An 18404-nucleotide genomic window follows, 5' to 3' on the forward strand; every position below is an offset into this window, starting at 1 on the left:
TTCGCCCCCCTCGTAGAACACCTTCCGCGCACGACGACGAACAGAGGAATTGAGCACGCGTGACCCCGAACCGCACGATTCTCGATATCCACATTCTCCAGACCGTTCCGCCGAGCAATCTGAACCGTGACGACACGGGGACGCCGAAGTCGGCGACGTACGGGGGCGTGCGGCGCTCCCGAGTGTCCAGCCAGGCGTGGAAGAGGGCGACCCGCAAGGCGTTCGCGGAACTGCTGGACCCGTCCGAACTCGGCGTACGCACCAAGAAGGTCGTGGAAGTCCTCGCCGACAGGGTCCTGGGCCTGGACCCGTCGCTGTCCCGTGTCGCCGCACAGAGCCTGGCGGCGGAGACCATCACCGTGGCGACCGGCTCGAAGGTCGCCGTCCCCACCCGGAAGAGCAAGCAGGACGTGGAGGACCCCGCCGCCGAGTCCACGTACCTGATGTTCCTGAGCGACCGGCAGTACGACGCCCTCGCCGCGATGACGCTCGAAGGCGGGAAGGGCGGTGACGTCAAGGCGCTCAAGGACTTCTTCAAGGACAAGGAGAACAAGGCCAGGGCCAAGCAGCTCGTCCTCACCGAGCACTCGGTGGACATCGCGCTGTTCGGCCGCATGGTCGCGGATTCGACCGACCTGAACGTGGACGCGGCGGCCCAGGTCGCTCATGCGCTGAGCGTGCACGCCGTGGAAGTCGAGTCGGACTACTACACGGCGGTGGACGACAAGAACACGGACGCCGAGACCGGCGCCGGGATGATCGGCACGATCGACTTCAACTCGGCGACCCTCTACCGGTATGCCGCGCTCGACGTGAACCGCCTCCAGGAGAACCTGGGCGCCGGACACGACGACGCCCGGCCGACGGAGCCCACGCGACGGGCCGTCACGGCGTTCCTCGAAGGGTTCATCACCTCCCTCCCCACCGGGAAGATCAACACCTTCGGCAACCAGACCCTGCCCGCCGCCGTGGTCGTGAAGGTCCGCTCCCGCCGCCCGGTCAGTTACGTCGCGGCCTTCGAGGAGCCCGTCGGCGTGGGCCGGGGGGGCGGTTTCCTCACGGGGAGCTGCGAAAAGCTCGCCGAGTTCGTGCCGGACCTGGAGAAGAGCTTCGGCCTCTCCGACGGTCCGGAGGGGTGGGTTCTCCGCGTGGGCAGGGAGACGGAGGCTCTGGAGGTGCTGGGGAAGCCCGTGAGCCTGCCCGAGCTGCTGGCCTCCGTGGGCGACGCCGTGGTCGCCCGGCTCACACCGAAGGACTCGGATGCGGGGCGTACCGGCGGTACGGACGGCGGATCGGGCATCGCGCCGGAGCCCGGGGCATGAGCGTGCTGCTGCTGCGGCTCGCGGGCCCCCTCCAGTCGTGGGGATCGGCGGCCCGGTTCGCCCGCCGGACCACGGAGAACGCGCCCACCAAGAGCGGCGTCATCGGCCTCCTCGCCGCGGCCCAGGGACGCAGGCGGGACGCCGACCTCACCGACCTCGCGGCGCTGGAGTTCGGCGTACGCGTCGACCAGCCGGGCACCCGGCTGCGCGACTTCCAGACGGCGCACCACGGTGACACGCTCAAGGCGATGCCGCTGTCGGAGCGCTTCTACCTGGCCGACGCGGTGTTCGTAGCAGGCGTGAGCGGTGAGGCCGGACTCGTACAGCGGCTGTACGAAGCGCTGCTGGAGCCCGTGTTCCTGCCGTACCTGGGCCGCCGCTCCTGCCCGCCCTCGCGGCCGGTCACGATCGCCGGGCCGCTGGACGGCGAGCTGGAGCCGGCCCTGAGGGAAGCGCCGTGGGAGGCGTCCGGCTGGTACCGGAACCACCGAGCCGCCTCGTTCCGTCGCCGAGGACTGCCACCGCCCGACGAAGTACGCCTGGACCTCCTGCTGGACAGCCCGCCCGGCCCCGACCGGCTGCCGGACATCACCCTGCGGGACCTCCCGTTGAGCTTCGACGCGCGCCACCGTCGGTACGGGCTGCGGGGTGTGCGGACCACCGAGACCCGCGTACCCGTCGCGGCCGGGGCAGCACGGCCGTCACCGCCGCCCCATGAACCCACCGCCCTGCTCACACCCGTCGCACCGAGGACCGACTGATGTACCTCACCCGTTTCCGTGTGAACACCGCCCGGTTGGAAGGACGTCGGCTGCTCGGCTCGCCGCACCGCGTACACGGCGCGGTGAACGCCGCCTTCCCCACCTCGCCCTCCCGTGACGGAGCCGGCCCCCGGGTGCTGTGGCGGGTGGACCGCAACGGGATCTCCGAGACACTGCTCTACATCGTCAGCCCCGGCCGCCCCGACCTGACCCATCTGGTCGAGCAGGCGGGCTGGCCCGCCTCGGACGAGCCCGGGTGGACGACGTTCGCCTACACCGACTTCCTCAGCGCCCTCCACCCGGGTGACACCTGGGGTTTCCGGCTGACCGCGAACCCCGTGCACAACATCCGCCCCGCGTACGTCAAGGAGGGCGAGCGAACGAAGCGGGCCGCGCACCGCACTCCCCGGCACCAGATGAGGTGGCTGCTGGACCGGCAGGAGAAGGCGGGCTTCGAGATCGTGCGGAAGCCGGAGGAGCGACGGCTGCTGCCCCAGGGGGACGAGCACGAACTGGTGGTCCGCGACCAGACCCCCTTGCAGTTTCGACGGCCTCAGGCACGAGCACCGGAGAAGACCGGTCGAAGCGGCGACGTCCAGATCACCAAGGTCACCTTCGACGGCCGCCTGCGGGTCACGGATCCGGAGGTCTTCCGCCGCACGCTCACGCACGGGCTGGGCAAGGCCAAGGCGTACGGCTGCGGCCTGATGACCCTGGCCCCGGTGCGGGGGAAGGAGGAAGCGTGAGCACGGTCGGCCGTAGAGGGGCCTCCGCTCCTCGCGAGCTGACGCGCGTCGGGGACCGGCTCTCGTTCGTCTATCTGGAGCGGTGCACCGTGCACCGGGACTCCAACGCGATCACCGCCGAGGACGCGGACGGGGTGACGCACATCCCGTCCGCCACCATCGGAACCCTTCTGCTCGGCCCCGGCACGCGCGTCACCCACCAGGCGATGGCACTCCTCGGCGACAGCGGCGCGGGCGTGGCCTGGGTCGGGGAGCACGGAGTCCGGTATTACGCGGGCGGCCGGGCACTCACCCGTTCCTCGGGCCTGGTCGAGGCCCAGGCCACGGCCTGGGCGAACCGGCGCACCCGGCTGGACGTGGCACGCGCCATGTACCGCCTGCGGTTTCCGGGCGAGGACACCGCGGGCCGCACCCGCAAGGAACTCCTCGGCAAGGAGGGCACGCGGCTGCGGGAGTGCTACAGACGGGAGTCCCTGCGTACGGGCGTCCCCTGGCGCAAGAGGGAGTACCACCGTGACGACTTCTCGGCCGGGGACGCCCCCAATCAGGCCGTCACCGCCGCCGCGCAGTGCATGTACGGCGTCTCCCACTCCGTCGTCGCGGCCCTTGGCCTCTCGCCCGGGCTGGGTTTCGTCCACTCCGGCCACGAACGCTCGTTCGTCATGGACGTCGCGGATTTCTACAAGACGGACATCGCCATCCCCGCCGCCTTCGACGCGGCCGTCGAGGGCGTGGACGACATCGCGGCCCGGACCCGCCGGATGCTCCGGGACCGCATCAATCGCACGGGCCTGCTCGACCGCTGTGTCCAGGACATCAAGGACCTGCTCGGCTACGACGGCACCCGCGACACGACCCAGGCGGACGGCACGTCGTCGGACCGGGTGACGCTCCAGTCCGACGGAGACGTCCTGGTCGAGGGCGGCCGCAACCACGGAGACGAGATCATCTGGTGACCGTCATCGTCCTCACCAACTGCCCGGTCGGCCTCAGGGGATTCCTCACCCGCTGGCTGCTGGAAATCTCCCCAGGCGTCTTCCTCGGCTCCCCGTCCACCCGCATCCGCGACCTCCTCTGGGCCGAAGTCCGCAAGTACGCCGACCAGGGCCGCGCCCTGCTCGCCTACCAGACGGACAACGAACAGGGATACGCCTTCAAAACCCACGACCACACCTGGCACCCGACCGACCACGAGGGCCTCACCCTGATCCGCCGCCCAAGCGCCCATGCCCCACGCGCGGGGAATCCGACGAGCACGGCGGCCGAGGTTCCCCACCAGGGATGGAGCAAGGCGTCGAAGCGGCGACGGTTCGGGGGCGGGAGGTAGGCGCGGCTGCGAGGGCAGAAGCGGGCCGGCGCGCCCCACACGACAGAAGGACCACTTATGCCCGAATTCAAAGAAGTGGGTGAAAACAGGCGTCCGCCCGCATAAAACCCCAGGTCAGCAACTGTCGTCCCCGCGCGTGCGGGGGTGTTCCTTGTCCCGGCGGATCAGCCCGTTCATCGTGCTGTCGTCCCCGCGCGTGCGGGGGTGTTCCCGGTGGCCAGCTCACCCCGGACTCGGTCCCGCTGTCGTCCCCGCGCGTGCGGGGGTGTTCCCGAGTGCGCCGGACACGCCGAGCGCGGTGATGAGTCGTCCCCGCGCGTGCGGGGGTGTTCCCCGGTACAACGGCCCAATGAGACTGGGGAGTTAGCCGTCCCCGCGCGTGCGGGGGTGTTCCCAGCGGGATGACCAGGAGGAACAGGCCAGTGTGGTCGTCCCCGCGCGTGCGGGGCTGTTCCCGTCGTCACGCGCTCTGGTGCTCGGTGGGTGGGGTCGTCCCCGCGCGTGCGGGCCATTCCCTCGCCCCGGGGCTTGCCAACGTTCTTGACGGTGGTCCTCCCCGCGCCTGCGGGGCGCTCCCGGCCACACCCGCGTGCGCCGGCCCCCGCGCGGGCGTACGCCGTCGGCTGCTGCCCGGTCATGCGCGGTCGCCGCCCGTGGCGCTGCGGTCGGCGGCAGGGTGCCCGCCCCTCGGGCAAAGGGGGCGGCACAGCGCCCGGCCGCCGCACAGTGGATGCACGGCGGCCGGGCGCTCAAGGGTTCAGGTCGGGGGAAGCGGCATCGGGGGGCAAGCCGCTTCCCCCGGTGAGAACAGGGCCTGCCGGCCGTCCGCCGCGGTCAGGGGGGAATCGCGCGGCGGAGACCCCACAGAGAGGCCCTGTTCCGGCCTTCCGGGTCCTGCCTGGTCCCGTCGGGCTCGGTGTCCATCCTGCCGGGCGGCAGGAGTCGTGAGGCCGGGCGAAAGACCTCGATTGCGGGGCCGTAGGTCCTTAAAGGCCGCATCAGTGATCAGAAACAGCCACCGGATACGGCCATTCGTGCGGATAGAATCGCCCGATCGCACGCGGGGTCGACGGGGAGGCAGGATTGTGGCAAAGGCAAAGACGATCATCATCTACATAGTGGTGGTCTTCGTGCTCTACACGATCATCATGTCTCCGCAGCGGGCCGCCGAGCTGGTCCAGGTAGGGTTCGAAGGCATTTCCACCGCCGCGCAGAGCGTCGGTGACTTCATGTCAGAGCTGGTGAAGTAGGAGTAGTGCGATGATCCGCCACCTGGTCCTTTTCAAGCTGAACGAGGGCGTCGAGCGGGACGACCCGCGGGTCGTCGCCGGGGACCGGGCCTTCCGGGAGCTGGCGGGGCAGGTTCCGGAGCTGGAGTTCTGGGAGTGCGCCTGGAACATCACCGACCGGCCGATCGCGTACGACTACGCCATCAACTCCGCGGTCGCCGACGAGGCGGCGCTCAAGCGGTACGTCGAGCACCCGGCCCACCAGGCCGCGGCGGGACAGTGGCGGGAGTTCGCCACTTGGGTGATCGCCGACTACCCGTTCTGACGCTTTCCCGTCGTCGGTCCGTCCCGGCCCCGCCTACCCCTCGCCGTTCAGGCGAGGGGTTTCTTTGTGCCGTTTAAACCCTTATGACCTCAACACGGCTCCATGAGGTGCTTGCACACAGTGGACATGTCTTGTGATGCTATGACCGCTTTTGACGGATGAGTTGACCGTAATTGACCGCAGAGGGGTGGCGTCACCGTGCCGGCCAGTACAGCGCCTCAAGTGCCTCCCCAGACGACCCAAACCGCCCAGACCGCCCAGACCGTCCAGACCGAGGAGATCCAGACCGAGACCCCGGATCCCTCGGCCAGGCCGGCCAGGGCCCGCGGCGCCGACACCAGGGCGCTCACCCAGGTCCTCTTCGGCCAGCTCAAGGACCTGGAGCCGGGCACTCCGGAGCACCGGCGGGTCCGGGCCGCCCTCATCGAGGCGAACCTTCCCCTCGTCCGGTACGCGGCCGCGCGGTTCCGCAGCCGCAACGAGCCGATGGAGGACGTCGTCCAGGTCGGCACGATCGGTCTGATCAACGCCATCGACCGGTTCGACCCGGAGCGCGGGGTCCAGTTCCCCACGTTCGCCATGCCCACCGTCGTCGGCGAGATCAAACGCTACTTCCGCGACAACGTGCGCACCGTCCACGTCCCCCGCCGGCTGCACGAGCTCTGGGTCCAGGTCACCGGCGCCACCGAGGACCTCACGACCGCCCACGGCCGCTCCCCCACGACCGCCGAGATCGCCGAACGGCTGAAGATCTCCGAGGACGAGGTGCTGGCCTGCATCGAGGCCGGACGCTCGTACCACGCGACCTCGCTGGAAGCCGCCCAGGAGGGTGACGGACTGCCAGGGCTCCTCGACCGGCTCGGTTACGAGGACCCCGAGCTGGCCGGCGTCGAACACCGCGATCTCGTCCGGCACCTCCTGGTCCAGCTTCCCGAGCGCGAGCAGCGCATCCTCCTCCTGCGCTACTACAGCAACTTGACCCAGTCTCAGATCAGCGCGGAGCTGGGTGTCTCCCAGATGCACGTGTCAAGGCTTCTGGCCAGAAGTTTCGCCCGACTGAGATCCGCAAACAGGATCGAGGCGTAACCGGAACGGGTAGACCGTCCAGAGAGCAGTTCTGACGGCATAAAACGGCCACACCCCCTGTTTCCAGGGCGGATTCGGCCGAGACTTGTCGACAAGTCACTACAGCGCGTTGCCGACATGTGACATTCTGCTCGAAGCGCGTTTGCCGCAGCCCCGCCTCCGGTATTCAGGTGGAGGCTGCGTTCCTCCGATGGTCGCGGCCACCGCGACCGTCCGCGACCTCAAGGGGGTGGCATGTCCGAAGAACAGGGCAGCTCGAAGGTGCTCACGCTCACGAAGAGCGTGCCGGCACCCGCCGTGCTCACCAGCTCGCCGGAAGCCATCGACACCCGCACGCTGTCCCGCTCCCTGTTCCTGCGGCTCGCCGCGCTCGGCCCCGCCTCGGGCCCCGAGGGAACGGACAGTCCGGAGCGGACCTATGTGCGGGACACACTGATCGAACTGAACCTCCCGCTGGTGCGGTACGCCGCGGCGCGGTTCCGCAGCCGCAACGAACCGATGGAGGACATCGTCCAGGTCGGCACGATCGGCCTGATCAAGGCGATCGACCGGTTCGACTGCGAACGGGGCGTCGAGTTCCCGACGTTCGCGATGCCCACCGTCGTCGGCGAGATCAAGCGCTTCTTCCGCGACACCTCCTGGTCCGTGCGGGTCCCCCGCCGCCTCCAGGAGCTGCGGCTCGCCCTGACCAAGACCAGCGACGAGCTCGCGCAGAAGCTCGACCGGTCACCGACCGTTCCGGAGCTGGCCCGCGCACTCGGGGTCTCCGAGGAGGACGTGGTCGACGGTCTCGCCGTCGGCAACGCCTACACCGCCTCCTCCCTGGACTCCCCCTCCCCTGAGGACGACGGCGGCGAGGGATCGCTCGCAGACCGCCTCGGGTACGAGGACTCCGCTCTGGAGGGCGTCGAGTACCGCGAGTCGCTCAAGCCGCTGCTGGCCAAGCTCGCCCCGCGCGAACGCCAGATCATCATGCTGCGGTTCTTCGCGAACATGACGCAGTCACAGATCGGCGAGGAGGTCGGCATCTCCCAGATGCACGTCTCCCGGCTGCTGACCCGTACGCTCGCGCAGTTGCGGGAAGGGCTCATCGCGGACTGAGCCCGGAGCGGACCCGCGGAGCCGCTCGGTCCACCGGCCTGCAAGACCCGCCGAGCCGCGCGCCCTGCGGCTCGCGGTCCCGGCGGTCATCGCGCACCGCCGCACCGGGGTTTCGATCTGACGGAGCGTCAGCCACATTGACCCGATGCGACGTCAGAGTTTCGGCCCGACCGGCCGCCGGAGCACCGCGATCGTCGCCTCGGCTGCCGCGCTGTGTCTGGGCGGCGGCTTCCTGGTCACCTGCGGAGGCGGCCCGGGCCGCGAAGGATACGTGGCCGTGGGCGCCGCCGCCGATGGCCCGGAGCGGCCTGCGGACGGCGACGGGAAACCCTCGGGCGCGGTGACGCTGCCCCCCTGGACGGGAACGGCGGAAGCGGCAGCGCGGGCGGTGAGCGCGCCCCAGGAGGCCGCGGGTCCGGCGGCCCCTCGCCCCCGGCCTCCTCCCCGGGCGCGAGCGGCCCACGGGACGCCCAGGACGGCTCCGGCGGGGTGCGTACGCAGACGCCGGGCGGCCAGGAGACCGGCTCCCCCGCCGGGCCGCGCACGCGGCCCGCGAAGCCCTACGAGCCCCCCGCACCCCCCAAGCCTTCCGAGCCGGGCAGCGGATCCGGGGCCCCTCCGCCCGACGGGCCCGGTGTCCCCGCACCTCCGGGCGGCGGCACCCCCGGCGATCCGAGTCCGCCGCCCTCTCCCGCGCCCCCGGCCGCGCTGACCCTGAGCGCACCGCAGCGCTCGGCGGCGGACAAGCGGTGGTGCGAGAAGGTGACCGTGGAATTCCGCAACACCGGCGGCTCCCCGGCGCGTTCGGGGACCGTCACCTTCGCCACCCACGTCATCGGCGCCCTCGGCGTCGACTGGGCGACCATCACCTCGGCGCAGCCGCTGCCCGCCCCGATCCGCGCGGGATCGGCGCGCTCGGAGACGTACACCGTCTGCGTGGAGCCCTGGCGGGTGCCGTTGGGGATGCGCGTCGAGACACGGGACGTCTCGGCGGTCTGGAAGTGACCTGAGCGGTCGGCGGGGCGGGCCGGGGCACGGCCACGACGCGTGAAGGCCGCCCGGGGGCGGAGCGGCGGCCGGCTGTCGCGGCTCCGCCGCCCGCCTCCCGGTGCGGCCGGGGCGCGGGGTCCTGCTGTGGTGGGGCCGGGCCCCATGATCGCGGGCCGGGCACTGTACGAGCGGGGGCGGCCGGGCACCGTACGGGCGTGGGCCGGTCCCCGCGTGAGCCGTGGCCCGGTCCCTGCGTGAGCGCGGGCCGAGTCCGTACGGCACGGGGCCCAGCGCGGGGTCCACCCCGTACGGAGGCGTGGGCCGGCTCCGTACGAGCGTGGTCAGCCCAGGGCGAGCCAGGCCACCGCACCGAGGACGACGACGACCGCGATCACCGCCGCGATCACCCCGCCTCTCGGCCCGGACGAGGTCGCCGCCGGCTGCTGCCGCCGCTGCGGCTCGCCCTCGTCGACGAAGGCGCGGAACATCTGCGTGCTGCCGGCCGGGTCCTGGTTGCCCTCGGGGCCCGGCTGAGGGGCGTGGGGGTTGTGTGCCATGGGGCAGGACCCTAGCGAACTCGGGCCCCCGGCCCAACCCCGCCCGGCCCCTGTGCCGCCCCGACCGGGCCGGACCGGCCATGAAGGCCGCTTCACGGCCGGCCGCCGCACCGGCCGTGAAGACCTCCCCCGGCCGGGCCGCACCGGCTGTGAAGCGGCAGCTGCCGCACCGCACCGGGAGCCCCTGGCGGCAGTCCGGAGCAGTACGGGTGGCCGCCGGGAGACACCTGCGGGGCGCCTGCGGGGCACCGGGGAGACGCCTGGGAGGCGCGATCGAGAGGCCCCCGGGGCTCGCCAGGGGCGCTCGACGCATGACCCGGGGAGACAGCACGGGAAGCAGCCCAGGAGGCACTCCGAGTGGCCGGCCGAGGGCCTGGCCCGGGGCCTTGACCCGGACCCTACACAGGCTTTTGCGTTCCTTTACTTCTGCAAGCCACTTTTCGTTTGCCTGTAGCAACCAACGGCTTCTATCGTTGCCCTAAGCAACAACATGCCCGACATCGTCATGAGTCAGTGTGCTGGGGGTCCCCGTGGCCGCACGGAGTAGTTACGAGGAACTGGCCCGGCAGCTCAGCGCCGTCGGGGCCGTCAAAAGAGGGCTCGCCCGCGCGCTGCCCTCCGAGTGTCCCGCCGGATCCGCCGCCGTACTGACCCTTCTGGAGCGGCACGGCGAGATGCGGATCAGCCGGCTCGCCGAACTGCTGTCCGTGGACATGTCGGTCACCAGCCGCCATGTGGCCCATGTGGCCGATCGCGGCTGGATCGAACGGTCTCCCGACCCGGCGGACAGGCGGTCCCGCATCCTGCGGCTGACCCCCGGCGGGCACCGGCAGCTCGACGAACTGACCCGGCGGACCACCGAGATGTTCGCCCACAACCTCCAGGACTGGTCCGACGACGACGTCGGCCGGCTCAACGCGCTGCTGTCCCGCCTGCGCGACAGCTTCGCCTGTCGCGGATCGGGCGGCTGCGCCCCCGGAAGCCACACCGGCGAGTGCAGGACCCGCCTCGGCGACGAGGCTCACACCCGTACACCTGTGTAACAGAAGCAAATACGCACGGATAAGGAACTCAATGGCTACGACCACACCCACCGGTGTGCGGGGCGGCCACGCCAAGCACGGAGGGCACGGGGGCGACAGCGCCTCCGCGGCCGCCGGCGGCACGCCGATGACGCACCGGCAGATCATGGAGGCGCTGGCCGGGCTGCTGCTCGGCATGTTCGTCGCGATCCTGTCGTCGACGGTCGTCTCCAACGCCCTGCCCGAGATCATCTCCGACCTCGGCGGCGGTCAGAGCGCCTACACCTGGGTCGTGACGGCCTCGCTGCTGGCCATGACCGCCACCACCCCGCTCTGGGGCAAGCTCTCGGACCTCTTCAGCAAGAAGCTGCTGGTCCAGATAGCCCTGGTGATCTACGTCCTGGGCTCGGTCGTGGCCGGTCTGTCGACCAGCAGCGGCATGCTCATCGCCTGCCGGGTCGTCCAGGGCATCGGCGTCGGCGGACTCTCCGCCCTCGCGCAGATCGTCATGGCCGCGATGATCGCCCCGCGTGAGCGCGGCCGCTACAGCGGCTACCTGGGCGCGGTCTTCGCCGTCGCCACCGTCGGCGGTCCGCTGCTCGGCGGCGTCATCACCGACACCAGCTGGATGGGCTGGCGCTGGTGCTTCTACGTGGGTGTGCCGTTCGCGATCATCGCGCTGATCGTGCTCCAGAAGACCCTGAAGCTCCCGGTCGTCAAGCGCGAGGGCGTCAAGGTCGACTGGACCGGCGCGTTCTTCATCAGCGCCGCCGTCTCCCTGCTGCTGGTCTGGGTGACCTTCGCGGGCGACAAGTACGACTGGATGTCGTGGCAGACGGGCGTGATGGTCGCGGGCTCGGTCCTGCTCGGCCTGCTCTTCGTCCTCACCGAGTCGCGGGCCAGTGAGCCGATCATCCCGCTGCGCCTCTTCCGCAACCGCACCATCACGCTGGCCTCGATCGCCTCGCTGTTCGTCGGCGTCGCGATGTTCGCGGGCACCGTCTTCTTCAGCCAGTACTTCCAGCTGGCGCGGGGCAAGTCGCCGACGATGTCCGGCGTGATGACCATCCCGATGATCACGGGGCTCTTCCTCTCCTCGACCATCTCCGGCCAGGTCATCACCAAGACCGGGCGCTGGAAGGCGTGGCTGGTCAGCGGCGGCTTCCTGGTCACGGCCGGCCTCGGGATGCTCGGCACGATCCGGCACGACACCGCCTACTGGCACGTCGCGGTCTTCATGTTCGTCATGGGTCTCGGCATCGGCATGATGATGCAGAACCTGGTCCTCGCCACCCAGAACCAGGTCGCTCCCGCGGACCTCGGTTCCGCGAGCTCCGTCGTCACCTTCTTCCGGTCCCTCGGCGGCGCGATCGGCGTCTCGGCACTCGGCGCGGTCCTGGGCAACCGGGTCACCCACTACGTCAAGGACGGCATCGCCGACCTCGGCCCCGAGGGCGCGGCGTTCGGCCACGGCGGCACCGGCGGCGGAGGCATCCCCGACCTGGACACCCTGCCCGAACCCCTGCGCCTGGTCATGGAGGCCGCGTACGGGCACGGCGTCGGCGACGTCTTCCTCTACGCCGCTCCGGCCGCGCTCGTCGCCTTCATCGTGACGATCTTCATCAAGGAGGTCGCCCTGAAGACCAGCGCCGGGAACGACACCCCCACCGCCGAGGCCCCCGTGCCCGCCGCCATCGGTGCGGCCGCGGCGGCCTCCGAGGGCTCGGCCGGGGCCGTCCCCGCCGAGGGCCCGGCCTCCGCGTCCGCACCCGCCCCGTACGACGGCGTCGTCGAACCCGTCGACGGCGTTCAGGGCGGCCCGGCGCACCCGGTACACGGTGTGGTGCGCGGCGCGGAGGGCGCTCCCGTCTCCCGTGCCGCCGTCACGCTGATCTCGCTGGGCGGCCGGCAGCTCGGTCGCTCCGTGGCCCGCGTCGACGGCGGATACACCCTGGACGCCCCCGGGCCCGGCAGCTATGTGCTGATCGCGTCCGCCGACGGCTTCCAGCCGCAGGCGTCCACGGTGGTCGTCGGCGAGGAGCCGCTGGCCTTCGACATCCTGCTCTCCGGTACGAGCGGGCTGGCGGGAACCGTCAGGGCCGACGGGTCCGGCGCTCCGGTAGAGGGCGCGATGGTCGTCGTGACCGACGTCCGGGGCGACGTGCTGGCCACCGGCGCGACCGACACGGCCGGCGAGTTCGCGTTCGGCGAGCTGATCCCGGGCTCCGTGACCGTCGCGGTCAACGCGGCCGGTTTCCGTCCGCTGGCACTGCCGGTGGAGATCAGCGGCCAGGGCGTCACCCGCGTCGAGGCCGCGCTGCGGTCCGGAGCGATGGTCCGGGGCGTCGTACGGGCCGGGTCCGCCCGGAGCCCGCTGGCCGACGCGCGGGTCACGCTGATCGACGCGGCGGGCAACGTGGCCGCCACCGCGACGACGGGCGAGGACGGGGCGTACGCCTTCGCCGACCTGGACGCGGGCGAGTACGCGGTCATCGCGACCGGCTACCCGCCGGTGGCCGGATCGCTGACCGTGAACGGCCCGGGAGTCGACGGACACGACATCGAACTCGCCCACCCCGGCGAGTGAGAACCCGGGCGGGCGCGGGAGAACCGCCCCCGGCGGGCGCGGCGGAACCGCCCCGGCACGGGCGCGGGAGAACCGCCCCCGGCGGATGGGAAACCGCGTGCCCCGGTGGGCGAGAACCCGCCCACCGGGGTGAGCCCCGGCCCGCCCGGGTGAGGAATTGATCCCTCCGGCACACACCCGCGCATCCGTGACCACCCACAGGGATGCGCGTGAACACGTGAAGGGATCGCGAAGCCCCTGGTCGGACGGCGCTTCCAGCGGAGAGGCTGTCGCGACCGGGTGGAAAGCGGCCCCGGTGGCGGGTACGGCGAGCAGGGGACGGCCTGCCGTACCCGCCCCGGGGCCCGACTCGTGCCCCACGGGCCGACCGGGTCGCGCAGGGCATCGAACCAGGGCCGGTCGTACGGATCATGCCGGGCCCGCGAGCCGGGCATGATCCACACGACAGGCCCTCTAGGAGAGAGATACGGATGGGACTTCGCGCACAGGTACGGACGCGGGACGGCTGGGCGGTCCAGCACGCCGTCGTGACGGTCACCGACATGACCGGCACTCAGGTGCTGCGCGCCGCGGCCGACGAGGACGGGACGGTCCGCACGGACGGTTCCCTGGCAGCCGGCGCCTACACGGTGATCGTCACGGCGGTCGGGTACGCCCCCGCCGCCTCCACCGCCCTCGTCACCGCGAGCGGCCGGATCGAGGGCGGCCAGATCGTGCTGGCCCGTCAGGGCGGGGTGGAGCTGCCGCCGCCGGGCGTCTGGTCGCTGGACCCCGCGCACTCATCGGTCGGCGCGGTCGCCCAGCACCTGGGCATCTCCAGCGTGCACGGCCGCTTCACCGACTTCAGCGGCCGGATCGACATCGCCGAGGACGTCTCCCGCTCCCGGGTGGACGCGGTGATCAGAGCGGCGGGCATCGACACCGGCAACGCGATGCGGGACAAGCATCTGCGCTCGCCCGACTTTCTGGACGTCGAGCGGTATCCGGAGATCTCCTACAGCTCCACCGCCCTGGTTCCGGCCGGCCCCGACCGCTGGACCGTGCACGGCGAGCTGACCATGCACGGCGTGTCCCGCCCCGTCGCCCTGGACCTCAGCTATCTCGGCACCGGGCCCGACCCCTGGGGAGGAGTGCGCGCGGCCTTCCACGCCACCGCCGAACTGCGCCGCGACGACTTCGCGATGAACTACAACCAGGTCGTCCAGGCGGGCATCTCCGCGATCGGGACGACCCTGCGCGTGGAGCTGGACGTCCAGGCCGTCCAGGGCGAGGTGCCGGCCATGCAGTGAACGGGCCGGTCGTAGGGTGATGGGCATGGCACCGAAAGACGCGACCGACGCCGCCGTGGAGCGGCATGAGGTGCCGGCGTTCGTACGCCTTCGGCACCGGGCGCCCGCGGTGAGGCACCGGGCGCCGGCGGCGCGACGGGGTACGCCGGGCCGCCCGGGTGCGCCGGGGCGCCGTCGCACCCGGCGGCTCCCCTGCCCGCCTCGCCGGACCCGCCCGCCCCGCACCCGGGAGCTGACCCCGCGATGACCGGAAGCGACAAGCAGATGCCCCCGCCGCCCGTCCCGGGTCAGCCGCCCTCCGTCCTCGCGTGCGGGCTGCCCCTCCCGGCCCCGCTGCCCGCACCCGGCGCCCTCCTACGGGCCCGGCTGCTGGTGGCGCCCTCGCTGGACGGCGGCCTGGTGCGGGAGCTGGAACGGATCACCGGACGGAGCGCGGAAGCCCTGGGGGACGCTCCGGCACCGCCCGGCGTGCCCCTCCTGTGCGTGGGGGACACGCTGCCCGAGGCGCTGCGGACGAGCCGTCTGCTCTGGTTCCACAGCGTCAACGCGGGCACCGACCCGCTGCTCTCCGGCGGACCCTGGCCCGCGTCGGCGCTCCTGACCCGGACCGTGGGCCGGATGGGCGAGCGGATGGCCCAGTACGTCCTGGCCTGGATGCTCGCCGAGTGCCAGTCCGTACCCGAGTTCACCGCCCAGCACGCCCGCGCGCACTGGGAGCGCCTCCCCACCGAGCTCGTCGCCGGGCAGACCGCCCTGGTCTACGGGACCGGCCGCATCGGCGCGGCCGTCGGGCGGCTGTTGCAGGGCTGCGGGGTCCGCACGGTGGGTGTCGCCCGTACGACGCGCCTCGGGCCGCCGCCGGGCTCGGTCCGGGTGGTGCCGGGCTTCGACCGGGTGATCGGGGCCGACGAGGACGCCGGGGAGCTGGGGGACGCCCGCTGGGTGATCTCCACACTGCCGTTGACCGGGGCCACGGAGGGCTTCTTCGGGGCCGCCCGCTTCGCGGCGGTGCGCGGGGCGACGTTCGTCAACGTGGGGCGGGGCGCGACCGTCGACACGGGGGCGCTGGAGTCCGCGCTGCGGGAGGGCGCGGTGCGGCGGGCGGTCCTGGACGTGCTGCCGGAGGAACCGGCCGCGCCCGGGGACCCCGTGTGGAAGCTGCCCCGTACGGTCATCACCTCGCACTCGTCGGGGATCACCACCGACCAGGACGTCGTCACGGACTTCACCGCCTGCTGGGAGGCCGTGGCGGCGGGCCGCCGACCGGAGCTGACGGTCGACGTGGGGCGCGGCTACTGAGCCGGGACGGCAGCCGGTGAGCCGGTCCGTCCGACCCTCCAGGGGCCGACCCGCCGGGGGCCGGCTACCGAGCCGGTGAGCCGGTCCGGTCGCGCATCGTCTCGATGCCCGCGATCAAGAGGTCCAGCGCGAAGACGAAGTCCCGCTCGCGCATCTCCTCGACCGTCGTCCCGCCCCGGGCCTCCATCAGGTCGTCGGAGTACTCGACGATCTCCCGCAGGTGCGGCTGCGCCCTGATGTTGCCCATCGCCCGCTGGTGGTACTCGTCCTGGGTGAGGCCGGTCGCATCGCACCGCGCCTTGAAGTGGCCCTCGACGGTGCCGAATCCGTACACGAACTGGAAGACCGCCGACAGGGCGCCCGTCTGCCGTTCCAGGGGCAGGCCGGTGGCCCGGATCACGTCCTGGACGGCGTACGAGAACAGCATCGAGTTCGGGCCGATGTTGAGGAACGTCCCGGCCAGTGGAGAGACCCAGATGTGGCGGACGAGGAGCTCGCGATAGCTGCGGGCCAGTTCCCGCAGCCGGTCCGGCCAGTCGGCCTCCTCGCGAGCCGGGGCGATCTCCGCGTAGACGGAGTCGAGCGCCAGCTCCAGGAGGTCGTCCTTGGTGTCGACGTACCAGTAGAGCGACATCGCGGTGACGTCCAGCTCCGCGGCGAGCCGGCGCATCGAGAATCTGGCGAGGCCGTCCGCGTCCAGCAACCGCACCGTCGCCTCGGTGATCCTGTTGCGGTCCAGGCCCGCCGGGGACTCCGCCCTCCGGGAGCGCGAGGGGGACCGCCGGCCCAGCCACACGCTGGTCCGCGCGGCGTCGTTCGCGCGGTCGGACTCGGACGCGGACACCATGGCGCACTCTCCTCGTCGTACTCGGACCGCCCCACCGTGCCGTCCTGCCGGAGCGGCGGGACCGGGCGGCCCTGCCTGGAGGACGGCGTACCGGACGCTGACGGTCCAGTACGCGCGTCCGCTCCGATGCTATGCCGCCGGTCCCGTCGAGTCTGCCCGGTCCCCGTCCTTCTCCGGCCGGCCCGCCGGCCCGGCCGGGACGGCGCTCCCCGCCCCGGCGGCCCCGGGGGCCGGTGCTCCCGCCTCCTCCGCCCGCTCGGCCCGGCGCAGCAGGAGTGCGGCGAGCATCCCGCCCGCGAACACCGCGACCGCGCCGGCCAGCTGGCTCACCTCCAGGCCCGAGGCGAAGGCGTCCCTGATCTGCTCCCGGGCGGCGGGCCCGTCGGCGGCGGCCAGGGCCGCGGGCAGCGAGGCCGCGCCGACGGCGGCCGGCACCAGGGCGGCGAACCGGGCGTTCATCACCGCGCCGAGCACCGCGACCCCGAGCCCGTTGCCGAACTCCGCCAGGGTTCCGTTGATTCCCGCACCGACCCCGGCCTTCTCCGGCGGGATGGCGCTCATGATGGCGTTGGCCATCGCGGGCATCGCCAGCGCGATCCCCGCCCCCATCACGACCAGGCCGAACAGCATGCCCCCGTAACCGCCCCGCCCGAGCAGCGCGATGGCGGCGAGCCCGGCCGCCAGACAGCTCATCCCCGCCGCGATGACGACCGGCGTCCCCATCTTCCCCACGAGGCGGGCGCCCAGGCCGGTCAGGTTGAGAGCGACCACGGTGAGGGCCATCGGAGCCGTACGCAGCCCGGCCTCCAACGGCCCGTACCCGAGCACGAACTGAAGGTGCTGGGTGAGCAGGAAGAGCGAACCGCCCATGCCGAAGGCGACCAGGATCGCGCCCGCCACCGCGCCGATGAACTTCTGGTTCCGGAAGAAGTGCATGTCCAGCATCGGGTTCGGGATGTGCAGTTCCCACCGGACGAACCCCGCCAGCACGGCGGCCCCGAGAGCAGCCGTCAGCAGCACCCGGCCGGACGCCCAGCCGTGCTCGGGCCCGGAGATGATCGCGAAGACGACGGCGGTCATCCCGATCGTGGAGAGCAGCGCGCCCAGCAGGTCGGGCCGCTCCCCCCGCCCGTGCTTCGACTCCGGTACGAGCCGGACGACGGCGGCCAGGGCGATCAGCGCGACCGGGATGTTGATGAGGAAGATCGCGCCCCACCAGAAGTGGTCGAGGACGAACCCGCCGAACAGCGGACCGGCCGCGAAACCGAGGGAGCTGACGGTCGACCAGATCCCGATCGCCTTGACCCGCTCCGCGTCGTCGAAGATCTGGACCACGACAGCCAGCGTGGTGGTGAGCAGCAGCGCGCCGCCGACGCCCATCCCGGCGCGGGCCGCGATGAGCTGGCCCGAGGACTGGGAGAGCCCGGCCGCGAGCGAGCCGACGCCGAACAGGGCGAGGCCCACGATCAGCATCTTCTTGCGCCCGTAGCGGTCGGCCGAGCTGCCCGCGGTGAGCAGCAGACCGGACTGGACGAGCGAGTAGGCGTTGATCATCCACTGCACGTCGGCGGTGGAGGCGTTCAGCTCCGTGGTGAGGGAGGGGATCGCGACGTTCAGGACGGTGTTGTCGAGCAGCACCGTGAGCTGGGCCAGGCAGATGACGCCGAGGATCAGCCAGCGTCGGGGATGCCCCTGGGGGGCGCTTGGGTGGCGCTGTGCGGCGGGGGCCGTCATGTGGGCTCCTGGCTCCTCGGGCTCCGGTGCCGGTGACAGCCCGCTCGGAGCAGCTGTACGGCGTAAGGGAAGTAGGCGATGTACACCGTAAGGCACCCCTGTACGGTGTACAAGTCGATTTTTCGTGGTGTCGGGCGGTCGCGCCGATGAGGCCCGCGCGGCGGCCGGGCGGTACGGTTCTC

17 protein-coding genes and 1 CRISPR repeat array are annotated in these 18404 nt (G+C 72.0%); of the genes, 14 read left to right on the top strand and 3 right to left on the bottom strand.

Annotation, left to right across the window (positions count from 1 at the left end; translation table 11 throughout):
* The first annotated feature begins 59 nt into the window (after nucleotides 1-59).
* From cas7e to ACIQMU_RS25855, 10 genes are all read left to right on the top strand, one after another.
* Nucleotides 60-1322: a type I-E CRISPR-associated protein Cas7/Cse4/CasC gene (gene cas7e / locus ACIQMU_RS25810; protein WP_402689790.1), complete on the top strand. Its 1263-nt coding sequence runs from the start codon at nucleotides 60-62 to the stop codon at nucleotides 1320-1322.
* A complete protein-coding gene (cas5e, locus tag ACIQMU_RS25815; RefSeq protein ID WP_402689791.1) occupies nucleotides 1319-2083 on the top strand; it encodes a type I-E CRISPR-associated protein Cas5/CasD in 765 nt (254 codons plus the stop codon). The genes cas7e and cas5e overlap by 4 nt, the downstream gene beginning before the upstream one ends.
* The gene (gene cas6e, locus ACIQMU_RS25820; RefSeq protein WP_402689792.1) at nucleotides 2083-2829 is read left to right on the top strand and encodes a type I-E CRISPR-associated protein Cas6/Cse3/CasE; all 747 of its coding nucleotides are present in this window, start codon (nucleotides 2083-2085) and stop codon (nucleotides 2827-2829) included. Before cas5e ends, cas6e begins: the two co-directional genes overlap by 1 nt.
* Nucleotides 2826-3785, top strand: a complete 960-nt coding sequence (gene cas1e / locus ACIQMU_RS25825) for a type I-E CRISPR-associated endonuclease Cas1e (RefSeq protein ID WP_352239033.1) — start codon at nucleotides 2826-2828, stop codon at nucleotides 3783-3785. The genes cas6e and cas1e overlap by 4 nt, the downstream gene beginning before the upstream one ends.
* Entirely contained in the window at nucleotides 3782-4156 is a 375-nt protein-coding gene (gene cas2e, locus ACIQMU_RS25830) for a type I-E CRISPR-associated endoribonuclease Cas2e (RefSeq protein ID WP_352239034.1), read from the top strand. Before cas1e ends, cas2e begins: the two co-directional genes overlap by 4 nt.
* Nucleotides 4157-4279: 123 nt before the next feature.
* A CRISPR array of direct repeats spans nucleotides 4280-4733; the repeat unit is 21 nt; unit sequence GTCGTCCCCGCGCGTGCGGGG.
* A gap of 508 nt (nucleotides 4734-5241) precedes the next feature.
* Nucleotides 5242-5406, top strand: a complete 165-nt coding sequence (locus ACIQMU_RS25835; RefSeq protein ID WP_003967683.1) for a hypothetical protein — start codon at nucleotides 5242-5244, stop codon at nucleotides 5404-5406.
* A 10-nt stretch (nucleotides 5407-5416) separates the two neighbouring features.
* Nucleotides 5417-5710, top strand: a complete 294-nt coding sequence (locus tag ACIQMU_RS25840; protein ID WP_356729109.1) for a Dabb family protein — start codon at nucleotides 5417-5419, stop codon at nucleotides 5708-5710.
* 198 nt (nucleotides 5711-5908) lie between these two features.
* On the top strand, nucleotides 5909-6796 hold the full coding sequence (locus ACIQMU_RS25845; RefSeq protein WP_402689793.1) for an RNA polymerase sigma factor SigF: 888 nt from the start codon (nucleotides 5909-5911) through the stop codon (nucleotides 6794-6796).
* A 234-nt stretch (nucleotides 6797-7030) separates the two neighbouring features.
* Nucleotides 7031-7897: an RNA polymerase sigma factor SigF gene (locus tag ACIQMU_RS25850; protein WP_018958648.1), complete on the top strand. Its 867-nt coding sequence runs from the start codon at nucleotides 7031-7033 to the stop codon at nucleotides 7895-7897.
* Nucleotides 7898-8386: 489 nt separating this feature from the next.
* Nucleotides 8387-8902 (top strand): hypothetical protein, encoded by a 516-nt coding sequence (locus tag ACIQMU_RS25855; protein WP_402689794.1) that lies wholly within the window; start codon nucleotides 8387-8389, stop codon nucleotides 8900-8902.
* Between the two features lie 326 nt (nucleotides 8903-9228).
* Here the strand turns inward: ACIQMU_RS25855 and ACIQMU_RS25860 are convergent, their stop codons facing one another.
* Nucleotides 9229-9444: a hypothetical protein gene (locus ACIQMU_RS25860; protein WP_352239038.1), complete on the bottom strand. Its 216-nt coding sequence runs from the start codon at nucleotides 9442-9444 to the stop codon at nucleotides 9229-9231.
* A 530-nt stretch (nucleotides 9445-9974) separates the two neighbouring features.
* Here ACIQMU_RS25860 and ACIQMU_RS25865 point away from each other — a divergent pair.
* The 4 genes from ACIQMU_RS25865 to ACIQMU_RS25880 all read left to right on the top strand — a co-directional run bounded on the left by ACIQMU_RS25865 (nucleotide 9975) and on the right by ACIQMU_RS25880 (nucleotide 15641).
* Nucleotides 9975-10487 (top strand): MarR family winged helix-turn-helix transcriptional regulator, encoded by a 513-nt coding sequence (locus ACIQMU_RS25865; protein ID WP_402689795.1) that lies wholly within the window; start codon nucleotides 9975-9977, stop codon nucleotides 10485-10487.
* Nucleotides 10488-10518: 31 nt separating this feature from the next.
* Entirely contained in the window at nucleotides 10519-13053 is a 2535-nt protein-coding gene (locus ACIQMU_RS25870; protein WP_402689796.1) for an MFS transporter, read from the top strand.
* Between the two features lie 470 nt (nucleotides 13054-13523).
* Complete coding sequence (locus tag ACIQMU_RS25875; RefSeq protein WP_402689797.1) at nucleotides 13524-14342, top strand: YceI family protein; 819 nt, start codon at nucleotides 13524-13526, stop codon at nucleotides 14340-14342.
* 315 nt (nucleotides 14343-14657) lie between these two features.
* On the top strand, nucleotides 14658-15641 hold the full coding sequence (locus tag ACIQMU_RS25880) for an NAD(P)-dependent oxidoreductase (protein ID WP_402689833.1): 984 nt from the start codon (nucleotides 14658-14660) through the stop codon (nucleotides 15639-15641).
* A 64-nt stretch (nucleotides 15642-15705) separates the two neighbouring features.
* Here ACIQMU_RS25880 and ACIQMU_RS25885 read toward each other — a convergent pair whose 3' ends face one another.
* On the bottom strand, nucleotides 15706-16488 hold the full coding sequence (locus ACIQMU_RS25885; protein WP_402689798.1) for a TetR/AcrR family transcriptional regulator: 783 nt from the start codon (nucleotides 16486-16488) through the stop codon (nucleotides 15706-15708).
* Between the two features lie 129 nt (nucleotides 16489-16617).
* A complete protein-coding gene (locus ACIQMU_RS25890; RefSeq protein ID WP_402689799.1) occupies nucleotides 16618-18222 on the bottom strand; it encodes an MFS transporter in 1605 nt (534 codons plus the stop codon).
* Nucleotides 18223-18404 lie beyond the last annotated feature (182 nt).

Source organism: Streptomyces sp. NPDC091649 (assembly GCF_044756785.1).
Lineage (GTDB): Bacteria > Actinomycetota > Actinomycetes > Streptomycetales > Streptomycetaceae > Streptomyces.